The sequence below is a fragment of the Streptomyces cadmiisoli genome (genome assembly GCF_003261055.1).
Classification (GTDB): domain Bacteria; phylum Actinomycetota; class Actinomycetes; order Streptomycetales; family Streptomycetaceae; genus Streptomyces; species Streptomyces cadmiisoli.
Map to the genome: position 1 here is coordinate 5,797,866 of NZ_CP030073.1, position 14,577 is coordinate 5,812,442.

At 70.1% G+C, this 14,577-nt stretch carries 13 protein-coding genes and 2 tRNA genes; 10 read left to right on the forward strand and 5 right to left on the reverse strand.

The features are described 5' to 3' along the window. Position 1: 1 nt before the first annotated feature. Entirely contained in the window at positions 2 to 1,459 is a 1,458-nt protein-coding gene (locus DN051_RS25295) for an amino acid permease (protein WP_112439564.1), read from the reverse strand. A 219-nt stretch (positions 1,460 to 1,678) separates the two neighbouring features. Between DN051_RS25295 and DN051_RS25300 the strand changes: the two genes are divergently transcribed. Both DN051_RS25300 and DN051_RS25305 read left to right on the forward strand, forming a co-directional pair. Beyond that, positions 1,679 to 2,164, forward strand: coding sequence for a ribose-5-phosphate isomerase (locus tag DN051_RS25300; RefSeq protein WP_112442433.1), 486 nt, complete (start codon positions 1,679 to 1,681; stop codon positions 2,162 to 2,164). Positions 2,165 to 2,319: 155 nt separating this feature from the next. Continuing rightward, positions 2,320 to 3,165 carry an Fpg/Nei family DNA glycosylase gene (locus DN051_RS25305; RefSeq protein WP_112439565.1) on the forward strand — a complete coding sequence of 282 codons (846 nt, stop codon included), beginning with the start codon at positions 2,320 to 2,322 and terminating at the stop codon, positions 3,163 to 3,165. A 96-nt stretch (positions 3,166 to 3,261) separates the two neighbouring features. Here DN051_RS25305 and DN051_RS25310 read toward each other — a convergent pair whose 3' ends face one another. Beyond that, positions 3,262 to 4,515: a GNAT family N-acetyltransferase gene (locus tag DN051_RS25310; RefSeq protein ID WP_053761116.1), complete on the reverse strand. Its 1,254-nt coding sequence runs from the start codon at positions 4,513 to 4,515 to the stop codon at positions 3,262 to 3,264. 163 nt (positions 4,516 to 4,678) lie between these two features. On the opposite strand from DN051_RS25310, the gene DN051_RS25315 reads away from it, so the two are divergent. Both DN051_RS25315 and DN051_RS25320 read left to right on the forward strand, forming a co-directional pair. Beyond that, a complete protein-coding gene (locus tag DN051_RS25315) occupies positions 4,679 to 5,857 on the forward strand; it encodes a PP2C family protein-serine/threonine phosphatase (protein WP_053761115.1) in 1,179 nt (392 codons plus the stop codon). 12 nt (positions 5,858 to 5,869) lie between these two features. Beyond that, the gene (locus DN051_RS25320) at positions 5,870 to 6,340 is read left to right on the forward strand and encodes an HD domain-containing protein (RefSeq protein ID WP_053761114.1); all 471 of its coding nucleotides are present in this window, start codon (positions 5,870 to 5,872) and stop codon (positions 6,338 to 6,340) included. Here DN051_RS25320 and DN051_RS25325 read toward each other — a convergent pair. Then, positions 6,337 to 7,449 carry an acyltransferase family protein gene (locus DN051_RS25325; RefSeq protein ID WP_112439566.1) on the reverse strand — a complete coding sequence of 371 codons (1,113 nt, stop codon included), beginning with the start codon at positions 7,447 to 7,449 and terminating at the stop codon, positions 6,337 to 6,339. The genes DN051_RS25320 and DN051_RS25325 overlap by 4 nt on opposite strands. A 387-nt stretch (positions 7,450 to 7,836) precedes the next feature. On the opposite strand from DN051_RS25325, the gene DN051_RS25330 reads away from it, so the two are divergent. Then, positions 7,837 to 8,031 carry a hypothetical protein gene (locus DN051_RS25330; protein WP_053761112.1) on the forward strand — a complete coding sequence of 65 codons (195 nt, stop codon included), beginning with the start codon at positions 7,837 to 7,839 and terminating at the stop codon, positions 8,029 to 8,031. Between the two features lie 281 nt (positions 8,032 to 8,312). Here DN051_RS25330 and DN051_RS25335 read toward each other — a convergent pair. Next, positions 8,313 to 8,386, reverse strand: a tRNA-Gly gene (locus DN051_RS25335). Between the two features lie 165 nt (positions 8,387 to 8,551). Here DN051_RS25335 and DN051_RS25340 point away from each other — a divergent pair. From DN051_RS25340 to clpX, 5 genes are all read left to right on the forward strand, one after another. Next, positions 8,552 to 8,628: transfer RNA gene (locus DN051_RS25340), tRNA-Pro, on the forward strand. Positions 8,629 to 8,798: 170 nt separating this feature from the next. Beyond that, positions 8,799 to 10,187, forward strand: a complete 1,389-nt coding sequence (gene tig / locus DN051_RS25345; RefSeq protein ID WP_053761099.1) for a trigger factor — start codon at positions 8,799 to 8,801, stop codon at positions 10,185 to 10,187. 386 nt (positions 10,188 to 10,573) lie between these two features. After that, positions 10,574 to 11,185, forward strand: coding sequence for an ATP-dependent Clp protease proteolytic subunit (locus tag DN051_RS25350; protein ID WP_053761124.1), 612 nt, complete (start codon positions 10,574 to 10,576; stop codon positions 11,183 to 11,185). A 75-nt stretch (positions 11,186 to 11,260) separates the two neighbouring features. Next, positions 11,261 to 11,941 carry an ATP-dependent Clp protease proteolytic subunit gene (locus DN051_RS25355; RefSeq protein ID WP_053761098.1) on the forward strand — a complete coding sequence of 227 codons (681 nt, stop codon included), beginning with the start codon at positions 11,261 to 11,263 and terminating at the stop codon, positions 11,939 to 11,941. A gap of 178 nt (positions 11,942 to 12,119) precedes the next feature. Continuing rightward, positions 12,120 to 13,406: an ATP-dependent Clp protease ATP-binding subunit ClpX gene (clpX, locus tag DN051_RS25360; protein WP_053761097.1), complete on the forward strand. Its 1,287-nt coding sequence runs from the start codon at positions 12,120 to 12,122 to the stop codon at positions 13,404 to 13,406. Positions 13,407 to 13,536: 130 nt separating this feature from the next. On the opposite strand, the gene DN051_RS25365 is transcribed toward clpX, so the two are convergent. Further along, positions 13,537 to 14,487, reverse strand: a complete 951-nt coding sequence (locus DN051_RS25365; protein ID WP_053761096.1) for a hypothetical protein — start codon at positions 14,485 to 14,487, stop codon at positions 13,537 to 13,539. Between the last annotated feature and the right edge of the window lie 90 nt (positions 14,488 to 14,577).

Sequence of the window (14,577 nt, forward strand, 5' to 3'; positions counted from 1 at the left end):
GTCAGTCGCGTGCCGCCGGGACCTGGTCCCGGTCCGTCACCGCGCGGCGGCCGCGCTGCCGCACCACGGCGATCACCAGCACCACGCCGGCGACCAGCAGCGACAGCAGCACGGTCTTGCGCCCGTCGTGCTCGGTGTCGGTCAGCATGTAGCCGAGCACGAAGACGATCAGCGCGGCCGTCGCCCAGGTCAGGTACGGGTACAGCCACATCCGCACGACCAGCTTCTCCGGCGCCTCGCGCTGGATGATCTTCCGCATCCGCAGCTGGGAGAAGCAGATGACGAGCCAGACGAACAGCGCCACGGCACCCGAGGAGTTCACCAGGAAGAGGAAGACCGAGTCCGGGAACTTGTAGTTGAAGAACACGGCCACGAAGCCGAAGACCACGGAGACGAGGATCGCCGTCCGGGGCACGCCGCGGCCGGTCGTCCGGGCGAAGGACTTCGGGGCGTCACCGCGCCGGCCGAGCGAGAAGGCCATGCGGGAGGCGGTGTAGAGGCCGGAGTTGAGGCAGGACAGCACCGACGTCAGCACGATGAAGTTCATGATCTGGCCGGCGTGCGCGATACCGAGGGAGTCCAGGGCGGCGACGTACGAGCCGTCCTCGGCGATCGACTTGCTGTCCCACGGGAGCAGGGCCACCACGACGAAGATCGAGCCGAGGTAGAAGACGGCGACACGCCAGATGATGCTGTTGGTGGCCTTGGTGACGGCGCGCTGCGGGTTCTCGGACTCGCCGGCGGCCAGCGTGGCGATCTCGCTGCCCATGAAGGAGAAGACGACGAGCAGCACACCCGTGAGGATCGCGCCGGGCCCGTTGGGCAGGAAGCCGCCGTGTTCGGTCAGGTTCGCCAGTCCGGCCTGTTCGCTGTCCACGCCCGGGAGCAGGCCGAAGACGGCCAGACCGCCGATGACGATGAACGCGGCGATCGCGACGACCTTGATGCCGGCGAACCAGAACTCGAACTCGCCGTAGGAGCCGACGGAGACGAGGTTGGTGGCGGTCAGCACCACCATCACGATGAGGGCCCAGCCCCACTGGGGCACGGCCGGGATCCAGCTTTCGAGGATCGCGGCTCCGGCGGTCGCCTCGACCGCGAGGACGACCACCCAGAAGAACCAGTAGAGCCAGCCGATCGAGAACCCGGCCCAGGGCCCGAGCGCGCGGTCGGCGTGTGCGGAGAAGGAACCCGATGTCGGGTTGGCCGCGGACATCTCGCCGAGCATCCGCATCACGAGGACGACGAGCGTGCCGACGAGTGCGTACGACAGGAGGATGCCGGGGCCGGCGGTGGCGATGCCGGAACTGGAGCCGACGAAAAGGCCGGCGCCGATGACGCCGCCGATGGCGATCATCGACAGATGACGGTTCTTGAGCCCTGCTTGGAGGCCGTTGCCGGGATCGCCGGTGGCTCCGGGGCTGTTTCCGGGCTTCGTCAGGGTCGGCTGCGAAGTCATGGGACGAATTTCCTTTGCGCCGGTCGAGCTGTTTCCCCGTGCGAATGAAGAACGGGGGCTGTACGAATCGGTCCAGTGAATCGGAGGTGAACAGATAGGGGAACCTCTGAATCCGTATTGTTACTTGAGGTTTCCTTGAGGATCTGTAGCCCAGCTCACAATTCCCGGTTCGCATACCCCGCGCGGTCACGGAGAGAGGCCCATGACACACTCGTGGCCATGCGCGTGTACCTCGGCTCCGACCATGCCGGCTTCGAACTCAAGAACCACCTCGTCGAGTGGCTCGGGGCGGCCGGCCACGACCCCGTCGACTGCGGTCCCCACATCTACGACGCCCAGGACGACTACCCGCCGTTCTGCCTGCGCGCCGCGGAGCGCACGGCCGCGGACCCCGGGTCCCTCGGCATCGTGATCGGCGGCTCCGGCAACGGCGAGCAGATCGCCGCGAACAAGGTGAAGGGCGTGCGCGCCGTACTGGCCTGGAGCGAGCAGACGGCGACGCTGGGCCGCGAGCACAACAACGCCAACGTGATCGCCGTCGGCGCGCGGATGCACACGCAGGACGAGGCGACCAAGTTCGTCGAGACGTTCCTGAACACCCCCTTCACGGGTGAGGAACGTCACCAGCGCCGTATCGACATGCTCACGACGTACGAGAGCACCGGCGACCTCCCGCCGATCCCGCCGCACCACCCGCAGCAGTAACCCCCGCGGCGGGCCGCGTGGGGCACCCCCACCCGCCCGGGTGAGCCGGGCGGGTGGGCGAGCACGCCCCGGGGAGCGCCCGACACGAGCGCGGACCGGGGCGCCCCGCTGCCCGCCCACCCGCAGGCGCGACGGTGACAGAAAGGACCCGCACGGTGCCCGAGGGCCACACCATCCACCGCCTGGCCCAGGACTACGCCGCCCGCTTCGCCGACCGCGGCCCCGTCCGCGTCACCAGCCCGCAGGGCAAGTTCACCGGTGCCGCCGCGCTCCTGGACGGCTCACCCCTGCACACCGCCGACGCCCACGGCAAACACCTCTTCCTGGGCTTCCGCGATCCCGCCCCCGAGCACACCGACTGGATCCACATCCACCTCGGCCTGTTCGGCAAGGTCACCCTCGGCGACATCGGCCCGCGCACCCCCGCGCCGCCGCCCACGGACACCGTGCGCCTGCGCCTGGCCGGACCCACCGCCTACGTCGACCTGCGCGGCCCCACGACCTGCGCCCTGATCACGGACACCGAGAAGCAGGCGGTCCACGCCCGCCTCGGCCCGGACCCGCTGCGGACCGACCACCACGCCGACCCGGCCGCCGCGTACCGCCGCATATCCCGCAGCCGTACGACGATCGCCGCCCTCCTCATGGACCAGAAGGTCGTCGCCGGCGTCGGCAACGTCTACCGCGCGGAGGTCCTCTTCCGGCACGGCATCGACCCGTACCGCCCCGGCCGGGACATCACGTCCGCCGAGTGGGACGCGATCTGGACCGACCTCGTCGCCCTCATGCGGGAGGGCGTGCGCACCAACCGCATCGACACCGTCCGCCCGGAACACACCCCCGAGGCCATGGGCCGCCCGCCGCGCGTCGACGACCACGGCGGCGAGGTGTACGTGTACCGCAGGGCCGACCGGCCCTGCCACATCTGTGGCGGCGAGATCCGCACCGCCGATCTCGCCGCCCGCAACCTCTTCTGGTGCCCGACCTGCCAGCGGAACTGACCCCGCCGGCCGGCGGCGCGGCCGGCCACCGGTCAGCCGCGCCCTCGACGCCGCGGACCGAGGCACCCGAACACACCTGAACGCAGCTGAATACGGCTAGAACCCGTGCGGCAGCCACGGCGCCACCGCGCTCCCGAACGCCACCGCCGCCTCCGACAGCGCCCCGCCGCGCAGTTCGCGCACCCGCCCCGCCGCCGCCAGTGAGGCCAGGCTCACCCCGCCCAGATAGGCCGCCCCCAACTCCCGCACCGACAGGGCCAGTTCGGGCGCGTCCTCGGTACGGGTGCACGAGGCGCCCTTCGCGTCCCCGGTCAGCCGCCAACGCCCGGCGTTCCAGGGGCAGAAGTCGTCCGTCACCTCGAACACCACGTCCACCGGCGCCTGGTAGGTACGTGCCTCCAGCGCGGCCCCCACGTCCACCAGCCGTACGAACAGCGAGTCGCGCAGCCGCGGCCGGCAGCGCCGCAGGTCCGACACCAGGTACTGCCAGTCGTCGTCGACCGGCCTGCCGCGCACGGACAGCGTCGTCGTCAGGTCGATCCCGAACAGGAACCGCCACAGCGCCGCCCGCGTCCGCGGATCGAGCCCGGCCAGCTCCGTCAGCACCACCGTGCCGTTGTGCCCGCTCACGTCCCAGCCCGGCTTGACGCGGAAGCGCGCGTACCCCGTGACCTCGCCGTCCCGCTCGGCTACGACGCACTGCAGCGGCGACGCGCCGTCCCGCTCGCTCTCCGGGTCCAGCAGCCCGACCCGCTCCCAGCCCGGCTGCCGCGCGAGCATCCCGGGCCGCCCGGGCACGAGCCGCGCGTGGACCGCCTCGCACCCGTCGAGCACATCGGCGGGAGCGGCGTACCGCAGCCGTACGTCATCGGTGCCGGACGGCACCGACAGCCGCACCCGGCCGGTGTCGATCTCGGCGCTGAGCCCGAACGTCGCGGCGGCGTAGCCGAACCGGCCGTAGATCGCCGGCTCGGAGGCGGTGAGCGCCGCCAGCGGCTCGCCCCAGGAGCGGATGTCGTCCAACTGCCGCCGCATCATGGCCGTCAGCACTCCGCGCCGCCGGTGGGTGGCGGAGACACCGACCATCGTCACACCCGCCACGGGCAGCACGGCCCCGCCGGGCACGCTGAGCCGGAAGCTGAACGCCCCGGCCGTCCCCACGCAGCTGTCGCCGTCCCACGCGCCCAGCGACCGGTCGGCCTCGGTGAGCGCGTTCCACAGCTCCCGCTCCTCGGTCGATTCCGGCACCCCGCCGAAAGCGCGGATCAAGGTGTCGTACCAAGGGTCCCAGTCGTCCTGCCGCAGCACCCGCAACTCCGTCACCGGGCCTGTCGCCGAGTCGTTCGCCATGCCCTCATGCCTACCAGGGCATTGCGGGACGAGCGAGGGAATTTCTCCCTGACGGGGGCGCGGCGGCTTTCCGTGAAGTTCACTGTGGAGTCGAACCCCGGACGGGGGACAAGTGGGACCTCCCGTGCCGAGCGGCTGGTCCGATGGATAGGGTCCCGAACTAATGGCAGCAGTACAGGAGCGGCGCGCGGCGGCCGACACGATCGCGGCCCGGTTGAGGATGAGGTGGCACCGGGCCCGCGTCGGCGTGCGCAGAAGCGCCGTCGACTACTTCCGCGGCGACGGTTCGGACTGGATCGCGCTGGCCGGACTGCTGCTGACCGTCCCGCTGATCACCGTCACCACGCTCGCCAACTCGGTGTGGTGCTCCCCGGCCGCGCTGGTCCTGCCGATCGTCGCCGGCGGTCTGCTGCTGCGCCCGGCGAGCCTGCTCGGGCTGTACGCGGCTGCGGCCACGGCGCTGATCGTGGAGTCGATACAGCTCGGCCCCTACACCGAGGGCCCCTCGCGGGTGACCCCGGGCGTGGTGCTGGTCGTGGCGGCGTGCGGATTCTTCGGACTGCTGATCGCCCAGTTCCGCAGCCGGGTCGGTGTGCCGTGGCGGCGCGGCGGCACCATGCTGTTCGACCTGCGCGAACGGATCCGCGTGCAGAGCGAGCTGCCGAACCTGCCCCAGGGCTGGCACCGGGAGATGGCGCTGCGGCCGGCCGGCGGCCAGTCGTTCTCCGGCGACTTCGTCGTCGCGGCCCGGACGAACGGCGGCCGCACCCTGGAGGCCGTGCTCACCGACGTCTCCGGCAAGGGCATGGACGCCGGTTCGCGCGCCCTGCTGCTGTCGGGGGCCTTCGGGGGTCTGCTCGGCTCCCTGCCGCCGCACGCCTTCCTGCCCGCGGCGAACGGCTATCTGCTCCGCCAGGACTGGGACGAGGGCTTCGCCACCTCCATCCACCTGGTGCTCGACCTGGACTCCGGCGACTACGAGCTGTACTCCGCGGGCCATCCGCCGGGGCTCCAGCTCAGCGCGGGCAGCGGCCGCTGGGAGGAGAAGGCCGCCGAGGGCCCGCTGCTCGGTGTGTACGAGGGCGCCCAGTTCGACCCGGTGAAGGGCTCGCTGCGCCCCGGTGACGTGCTGATGCTGTTCACGGACGGACTGGTGGAGACCTCGGACCGGGACATCGTCGAGGGCATCGACCGCCTCACCGGTGAGGCGGACCGCTATGTCGCCGGGGGTTTCCACGGCGCCGCCTGGCACCTCATCGAAGCGGTCGCCAAGGACGTCAACGACGACCGCGCCCTGCTGCTGATCTGCCGGGACGGCCCCACGGCGCTGGCCGCGCGCTGAGACACTCCACGCGTGACCGACGACCAGCATCTGACGCTGCCCGAAGTAGAGGCCCTCGCCCGCACCGCGCACCAGGGCCAGACCGACAAGGCCGGCCGCCCCTACGCCGAACATCTGCGGGCCGTGGCCGACGGCGTCCGCGCGCGCGGCGGTGACGACGAGCAGATCGCGGCGGCCTGGCTGCACGACGCCGTCGAGGACGAGGCGCTGTCCGAGCGGTGGTTGCACGAGGCGGCCCTGAGCCGCCGCACCAAGGACATCGTGCTCGCGGTCACCAAGCGGGCCGGGGAGGCCCCGCAGGAGTACGCGGCCCGTATCCTCGCCACCCCCGGTGCCCTCCTGGTCAAGGAGGCGGACCTCGCCCACAACGCGGACCCGGCCCGCCTCGCCGTCCTCGACGAGGCCACCCGCACCCGGCTGGCCGGGAAGTACGCCCGGATGCGCGCCCTCCTCGGCCTGCCGGGCGCCCGGAACGCCGGCTAGGCGCCCGCCCGCTCCCGCGCCCGCTCGCTCTCCCGTTCCCGATCGCGCGCCACTTCGGCCGCGTCCCGCTTGAAGGCCCACGCCATCCTCGGCTCCATCGCGAACCGGAAGACCCGCCGGACGGGCCCGGTGCACAGCAGCGTGACGGCCGCCGCGGCAAGGACGCTCACCAGGAGTGCGCCGTACGGCTCGCGCAGCCAGGCGGCCTCGAACCAGCCGCCGTAGTCGCCGGCCTTGACCAGGAAGCCGTGCAGCAGATAGCCGTACAGCGTGCCCGCGCCCAGTGCCGTGAAGCACTGCTGACGGCCCGGCACCCAGGCGAAGAAGCACGCGGTCAGCAGCAGCGAGCAGCCGAACAGCGCGAGCAGCATGACCGGCCCGCTCCACCAGGGACCGCCCAGTTCCTGCGCGGAGTCCCGGTGGTAGAACCACCCGGTGTTCATCCGCGGCACCGCCCACCAGCCGACGAGTCCCGCCGTCGCGAACACCGGCACGGCCAGGATCCGCACCGAACGCCGGCGGACCGTCCGGAAGTGCTCCGGCTTCATGCACAGGCCCAGCACGAAGAACGGCAGGAACTGGAGCACCCGCTGGAGGTCGAGGTCGTCGCCGATGCCCGGGGTGAGGGAGGCCAGCACGGCGACACCGAGGGCGACCGGCAGTGGCCGGCGCACCAGTTTCCAGATCGGGGTGGTGAGCCGCCAGACGAACAGCGCGACCAGGAACCAGGTCAGATACCAGGGGTCCAGCAGGCTGATCTCCTGGCCCGGATCGTCCCCGGCGAACCGCTCGAAGAGGGAATAGGCGGTCTCGAAGAGGACGTACGGCACGGCGACACCGGTGACCAGCCGTGTGAGCCGGTCCGGGCGCATGTCGAAACTGCGCGAGAAGTAACCGGAGACGATGATGAACGCCGGCATGTGGAAGGCGTACACGACCATGTACGCGGCCTCCAGCGTCCGGCTGTCGTCCATCAGCGGTTCCCAGGCATGGGCCACGGCCACCAGGACGATCGCCAGATATTTGGCGTTGTCGAAGAAGGCGTCGCGCTGCTCGGTCTCCCGGCCCCGCGTCGTCCGCGGGCTCGGCACTCCCGGGGGGTGGGACATCTGAGGCACCCTAAAGTCGTCCGCGAGCCCGCTCGGAACTCGCCGTGTCATTCCTGGTTCAGGGCGCGGCTACCCCCGCTTTGCGCGAAGTAGCGACACCGCCGAGTGACGGTCGACACATCCCCATGAGGGCGCCCGGGCATGGATACCGGGCAATTCGCGATATCTACGACCGCGTTGGCTTCATGGGGAAATTACCGCGATGAATTCCCCGGCGGGGTACGGCGGGTGGGCGCGCCCGGCGCCGGGGCCGTGGCCGGTCCGCGCCCGGCGTTACGTCACGTGCCGCATACGGGGGGCGTGTTGGTGGCACGATGGTTCTGGCGGGGGTGCGCGGGCTCGCATCCCCCGGCCGGGAGAGCGGACCGACCGAGGGTGTGATCAGTTGTGGCCATTTCACTGTCAGTGGTGCTGCTGTTGGCGATCATCCTGGTGGTGATGATGCGAGGGGGCTCGATCAAGGCGGGTCCCGCCATCGTGGCGATCCTCTTCGGTTTCTTCCTCGCCTCGACCGGCATGGCCCCGTCGATCAACCGCTTCCTCGACTCGATAGCGGAGACGATCAACTCGATCAACTTCTGACGCCGTGCGGGGAACGGCGCGGGGGTGCTGCCCGGAACCGCCGGTGCGGTGAACCGGCGCCGCGCGATGCCCCCGGCCACCCGTGCGGCGAGCCGGCGCGCCGGACCCCGAGGACGGCCCGGCCCGGCTCGGCGGCCCGGCACGGCCGCGACACCGGCGGCGGTGGCACGCGGGCGCGGGCACGTGCGGGCACGACCATTTCGCCCGACCCCGGAGACGCCCGGGGACGACTGAGGCCCAGGCAGTGGGGAAAACCCCTCTGACCTGGGCCTGAGTCCTGCTGGAGCGGGCGACGGGAATCGAACCCGCGTAGCCAGTTTGGAAGACTGGGGCTCTACCATTGAGCTACGCCCGCATACGGCGCGCCGCAGGTCAGGTGACCGCGGCACAGGAGGCATCCTAGCGGGTCGGCCCCCCTGGCCGCACACCCCCTTCCGCCGACCGTGGACACCGGGTGCGGCGGTCGGTAAATGCGGCAGTCCCGCTGCGTGCGGGCATGTACCCTACGTGTCGCACCAGACGGGGTGTGGCGCAGCTTGGTAGCGCGTCCGCTTTGGGAGCGGAAGGCCGTGGGTTCAAATCCCGCCACCCCGACCAGTCACCCGGTCACCCCACGTGATCGCCTTTTGGGGCGTGTACCTGCTGCCGTTACTATGCAAGCTGCACGCCCGTGTGTCTCATTCACTGAAGTCCTCCGGGCGGCCACATCCGTCGGGCCCGTCGGGTCCCGGCAGAACCCGAGAAGTCAGCCACAAGGAGACCGAACCGTGAAGAGCGCCGTGGAGAACCTGAACCCGACCCGGGTTCGGCTCACTGTCGAGGTGCCCTTCGAGGAGCTCAAGGACAGCCTCGACGCGGCGTACAAGAAGATCAACCAGCAGGTCACGGTGAAGGGCTTCCGCAAGGGCAAGATCCCCGCCCGGGTCATCGACCAGCGGTTCGGCCGTGGCGCCGTGCTGGAGGAGGCCGTCAACGACGCGCTTCCGAAGTTCTACACGGAGGCGGTCAACGAGGCCGAGCTCAGTGTGCTGGGCCAGCCCGAGGTCGACATCACCGAGCTGAAGGACGGCGAGACGCTGAACTTCACCGCCGAGGTCGACATCCGCCCGGTCATCGAGATCCCGGACTACTCCGGCATCGAGGTCGAGGTCGACGCCGTCGAGGTGACCGACGAGGACATCGACAAGTCCGTCGAGCAGCTGCGCGAGCGCTTCGCCTCGACCACGCCGGTCGAGCGCGCCGCCGAGGACGGCGACGTCGTGACGGTCGACCTGGAGGCCAAGGTCGACGGCGAGGTCCTGGAGGACGGCGTCGCCGAGGGCGTCTCCTACACCATCGGCTCCGGCGAGCTGCTGGAAGGCATCGACGACGCCGTGAAGGGCCTGGAGGCCGGTGGCGAGGCCACCTTCACCTCCGAGCTCAAGGGCGGCTCCGCGGCCGGCCGTGAGGCCGAGGTCACCGTCAAGGTCGGCCAGGTCGCCGCGCGCGAACTGCCCGAGCTGGACGACGAGTTCGCGCAGCTCGCGTCCGAGTTCGACACCCTCGAGGAGCTCCGTGCCGACAGCCGCAAGCGGCTGGAGAACATGAAGCAGTTCGACCAGGCCACGCAGGCCCAGGAGCGCGTGCTGGAGAAGCTGCTCGAGCTGGTCGAGGTCCCGGTCCCCGAGAAGCTGCTCGAGGACGAGATCAACACCCGCAAGCACAACCTCGAGCACCACCAGCTCGGCCAGATGGGCCTGACCCTCGACAAGTACCTGGAGCTCCAGGGCAAGACCGCCGAGGAGTTCGAGACCGAGACCCACGAGGCCGCGGTCAAGGGCATCAAGACCCAGTTCGTCCTCGACGAGCTGGTCAAGCAGGAGAAGCTCAACGTCAACCAGGAGGAGCTCACCGAGCACCTCATGCGGCGTGCGGCCTCCTCCGGCATGTCCCCCGACCAGTTCGCCCAGGCCGTCGTCGAGCAGGGCCAGGTCCCGCTGCTGGTCGGCGAGGTCGCCCGCGGCAAGGCGCTGGCCGTCGTCGTCGAGTCCGCCACGGTGAAGGACACCAACGGCGAGATCGTCGACCTGGACGACGAGGACGAGACCGAGACGGCCGCCGAGGTCGCCGCCGAGGTCACGGAGGGTGACGCCGCCGCGGAGAAGTCCGAGGACTGACGCCACCGGCGGTACAGGACGTAGTGCAGGCCCCGGGGACGGATCGCGTCCCCGGGGCCTGTTCGTCTGGCGGCGGGCGCCCGCCGCCAGGGGGCGTGGGCAGCCGTGTGACGAGCCGTGCCGCGCCGCCGCGGAGCCCGCGGCCGGCGACCCGCGCACGGCCCCTCACGAGGCCGTGGCGGCCTCCTGTGGCGTTCGCCGGCGCTACGCCCCCGGCGAACACGTCCCTCCGCGGGATTCCCCGAAGGGAGCCGCGCGTTAGGGTCCATGAGTACGAGGGCAGGGGAGTCCCCGAAGCCGACCCGGCCAGGGTCCCGGCCCCGGCAGAACACGTGAGACGGCCCGGCGCCGTCGTAAGACGAGCAGGTGGATACGTGACGAATCTGATGCCCTCCGCCGCCGGCGAGCCTTCCATCGGTGGTGGCCTCGGCGACCAGGTCTACAACCGGCTGCTCAACGAGCGGATCATCTTCCTCGGCCAGCCGGTCGACGACGACATCGCGAACAAGATCACCGCACAGCTGCTGCTCCTTGCCGCCGACCCGGACAAGGACATCTACCTGTACATCAACAGCCCCGGCGGTTCGATCACGGCGGGCATGGCGATCTACGACACCATGCAGTTCATCAAGAACGACGTGGTGACCATCGCCATGGGTCTCGCGGCCTCGATGGGCCAGTTCCTGCTCAGCGCCGGCACCCCCGGCAAGCGCTTCGCCCTGCCGAACGCGGAGATCCTGATCCACCAGCCGTCCGCCGGCCTGGCCGGTTCGGCCTCGGACATCAAGATCCACGCCGAGCGGCTGCTGCACACCAAGAAGCGCATGGCCGAGCTGACCTCCCTGCACACCGGCCAGTCGGTCGAGCAGATCACCCGCGACTCGGACCGCGACCGCTGGTTCGACGCCCAGGAGGCCAAGGACTACGGCCTCATCGACGACGTGATCCCCACGGCCGCCGGCATGCCGGGCGGTGGCGGTACCGGAGCAGGCTCCTGACAGCCCGCACGGGTCCCCGAGGTCCCGCGCGCCCCTGAGCCCCCAGCCACCGCCACACCCTTTTCAGGAGACACCGTGAACGACTTCCCCGGCAGCGGCCTCTACGACCGCGCGAGTGCCGAGTACACCGGCCCCGTCGCCGAGTCCCGCTACGTCATCCCGCGCTTCGTCGAGCGCACCTCCCAGGGCATCCGCGAGTACGACCCGTACGCGAAGCTCTTCGAGGAGCGCGTGATCTTCCTGGGCGTCCAGATCGACGACGCCTCCGCCAACGACGTCATGGCCCAGCTGCTGTGCCTGGAGTCGATGGACCCCGACCGGGACATCTCGGTCTACATCAACAGCCCCGGCGGCTCCTTCACGGCGCTGACGGCGATCTACGACACGATGCAGTTCGTGAAGCCGGACATCCAGACGGTGTGCATGGGCCAGGCGGCCTCCGCCGCCGCCGTCCTGCTGGCCGCCGGCACCCCGGGCAAGCGCATGGCGCTGCCCAACGCGCGTGTGCTGATCCACCAGCCGTACAGCGAGACGGGTCGCGGACAGGTGTCCGACCTGGAGATCGCCGCCAACGAGATCCTGCGGATGCGCTCGCAGCTGGAGGAGATGCTGTCCAAGCACTCCACCCAGTCGATCGAGAAGATCCGCGAGGACATCGAGCGTGACAAGATCCTCACCGCCGAGGACGCGCTGGAGTACGGCCTGATCGACCAGATCATCTCCACCCGCAAGATGAACAACAGCTCTGTCCGCTGACGCGGATCCTGTATCGTCTGCCGCCCCTTGGCACGGTATGACACCGTGCACGTCAAAGTGAACCGTGCCAAGGGGGGCCCGAACGGGGGGCCAGGCAAGGTACCGTCGGACATAAGGCAGCACCAGGAGACGCTGGACCAGGTGTCCAGTCGTCTCCCAGGCGAAGGGGAAGCACACCGTGGCACGCATCGGTGACGGCGGCGATCTGCTCAAGTGCTCGTTCTGCGGCAAGAGCCAGAAGCAGGTCAAGAAGCTCATCGCAGGCCCCGGTGTGTACATCTGCGACGAGTGCATCGATCTCTGCAACGAGATCATCGAGGAAGAACTCGCGGAGACCAGCGAGGTGCGCTGGGAGGAACTCCCCAAGCCCCGCGAGATCTACGAGTTCCTCGAGGGGTACGTGGTGGGCCAGGAGGCGGCCAAGAAGGCGCTCTCCGTCGCGGTCTACAACCACTACAAGCGCGTCCAGGCCGGTGAGAACGGCGGCGCCCAAGGACGCGACGACGCCATCGAGTTGGCGAAGTCCAACATCCTGCTGCTGGGCCCGACCGGCTCCGGCAAGACGCTGCTCGCCCAGACGCTGGCGCGCATGCTGAACGTCCCGTTCGCCATCGCCGACGCCACCGCGCTGACGGAGGCCGGCTACGTGGGCGAGGACGTCGAGAACATCCTGCTGAAGCTGATCCAGGCGGCCGACTACGACGTCAAGAAGGCCGAGACCGGGATCATCTACATCGACGAGATCGACAAGGTCGCGCGGAAGAGTGAAAACCCTTCCATCACCCGGGACGTGTCGGGTGAGGGCGTCCAGCAGGCCCTGCTGAAGATCCTGGAGGGCACCACCGCCTCCGTGCCGCCGCAGGGCGGACGCAAGCACCCGCATCAGGAGTTCATCCAGATCGACACGACGAACGTCCTGTTCATCGTGGGCGGTGCCTTCGCGGGCCTGGAGAAGATCATCGAGTCCCGGGCCGGCGCCAAGGGCATCGGCTTCGGCGCGACGATCCGCTCCAAGCGGGAGCTGGAGGCCAAGGACCAGTTCGAGGACGTCATGCCGGAGGACCTGGTCAAGTTCGGCATGATCCCCGAGTTCATCGGCCGCCTCCCCGTCATCACGTCGGTGCACAACCTCGACCGCGAGGCGCTGCTCAAGATTCTGGTCGAGCCGCGCAACGCGCTCATGAAGCAGTACCAACGCCTCTTCGAACTCGACGGTGTGGAGCTGGACTTCGAGCGCGAGGCCCTGGAGGCCATCGCGGACCAGGCGATCCTGCGGCAGACCGGCGCCCGCGGCCTGCGCGCCATCATGGAGGAAGTCCTCATGTCGGTGATGTACGAGGTGCCGTCCCGCAAGGACGTGGCCCGTGTCGTCATCACCGCGGACGTCGTCCACTCCAACGTCAACCCGACCCTGATCCCGCGCGACGCGCGCGGACGGGGATCCGGCGAGCAGAAGTCGGCGTAAGCACCGCGGACACACGAAAGGCGCCCGGCGAACTTCCGCCGGGCGCCCTTTTGTTGCCCTGTCCCCGCCCCGCCCCGCAGGCACTGCCCCATGGGCACTGCCCCGCGGGCCTTGCCTCACGGGCGCGGCGTCACGCCTTCTCGCGGACTTCCGCGCGGATCTTGGACGTCATGTCGACCGTGGTGGCCTTGTCGACGCCGGTGCCGGTGTTGTCGCCGGGGGAGACCATCGCCACCGTGCTGTAGTCGGCCCAGGCGCAGAACCAGTCGGTCGACTCCTTCTTGGTGAGCGCGTTGGTGGCCTTCGTCGACTGGCACTTGGCGACCGCGCCGTCGATCTCGACCTCCTCGGGCTCGCCGACCAGCTGGGCGTTCTGCATACCGCCGGAATCGCTCGACGAGCTGTCCTTGACCTCCTTCTGGATGGAGGCGAAGAACTTGTCCAGGGTGGCCTGGGGGTCGGCGATCTCGCCGTAACCGCCGACCATGGTGACGCCCTTGGCCTTCAGCAGCTCGGCCTGGTCGGGAAGCGTGGAGGGGTCCTGCGGGTCGTAGCTGCTGAAGTCGGCGGTCGACCACTGCCCGACGACGGCCGTACCGTCCTTGACGCCGCTCTTCTCCATGTCCTTCGCGGTGTCGGAGTCGCTGACCGCGTTGCCCTCGCCGACCCGCTTGTACTCGGTGAGCACCGACGCCGGCGTGCTGAGCTTGTGCGGGCCGTCGTCCTCCAGCCCGCTCGCCCCGCCGCCCGAGCCGAGCACGAAGTACGCGCCGACGCCGATCGCCGCGACGACGGCCACCGCGCCGATGATGAGGCCGGTCTTCTTCTTGCCGCCGCCCGGGGGCGGGGGGACGGGAGCGCCGTAGGGAGCCTGCGGGGGGTAACCGTAGCCGGGCTGGGGCTGGCCGGGCTGCTGCGGGTAGCCGTAGCCGGGCTGCGGCTGCTGCGGCTGGCCCGGCTGCTGGGGGTGGCCGTAGCCGGGCTGCGGAGCCTGCGGCTGCTGGCCGTACGGGCCCGGCTGGCCGTACGGTCCGGGCTGCTGGGGCTGCCCGCCGTACGGGCCCGGCTGGTTGTAGCTCATTACTGGGTTCCCCTCCAGATGCTTATGTGTTCCTGACATCCTGGCCCAGTCACAGGGAACTCATGGCATCGGGGTGCGCACCGTTACAAA

Bases quoted from the DNA above. Each gene is read 5' to 3' on its own strand.
- DN051_RS25300 (WP_112442433.1), top strand. From the start codon at position 1,679: ATGCGCGTGTACCTCGGCTCCGACCATGCCGGCTTCGAACTCAAGAAC.
- DN051_RS25365 (WP_053761096.1), bottom strand. From the start codon at position 14,487: ATGAGCTACAACCAGCCGGGCCCGTACGGCGGGCAGCCCCAGCAGCCC.
- DN051_RS25315 (WP_053761115.1), top strand. From the start codon at position 4,679: ATGGCAGCAGTACAGGAGCGGCGCGCGGCGGCCGACACGATCGCGGCC.
- DN051_RS25310 (WP_053761116.1), bottom strand. From the start codon at position 4,515: ATGGCGAACGACTCGGCGACAGGCCCGGTGACGGAGTTGCGGGTGCTG.
- DN051_RS25350 (WP_053761124.1), top strand. From the start codon at position 10,574: ATGCCCTCCGCCGCCGGCGAGCCTTCCATCGGTGGTGGCCTCGGCGAC.
- DN051_RS25325 (WP_112439566.1), bottom strand. From the start codon at position 7,449: ATGTCCCACCCCCCGGGAGTGCCGAGCCCGCGGACGACGCGGGGCCGG.
- DN051_RS25295 (WP_112439564.1), bottom strand. From the start codon at position 1,459: ATGACTTCGCAGCCGACCCTGACGAAGCCCGGAAACAGCCCCGGAGCC.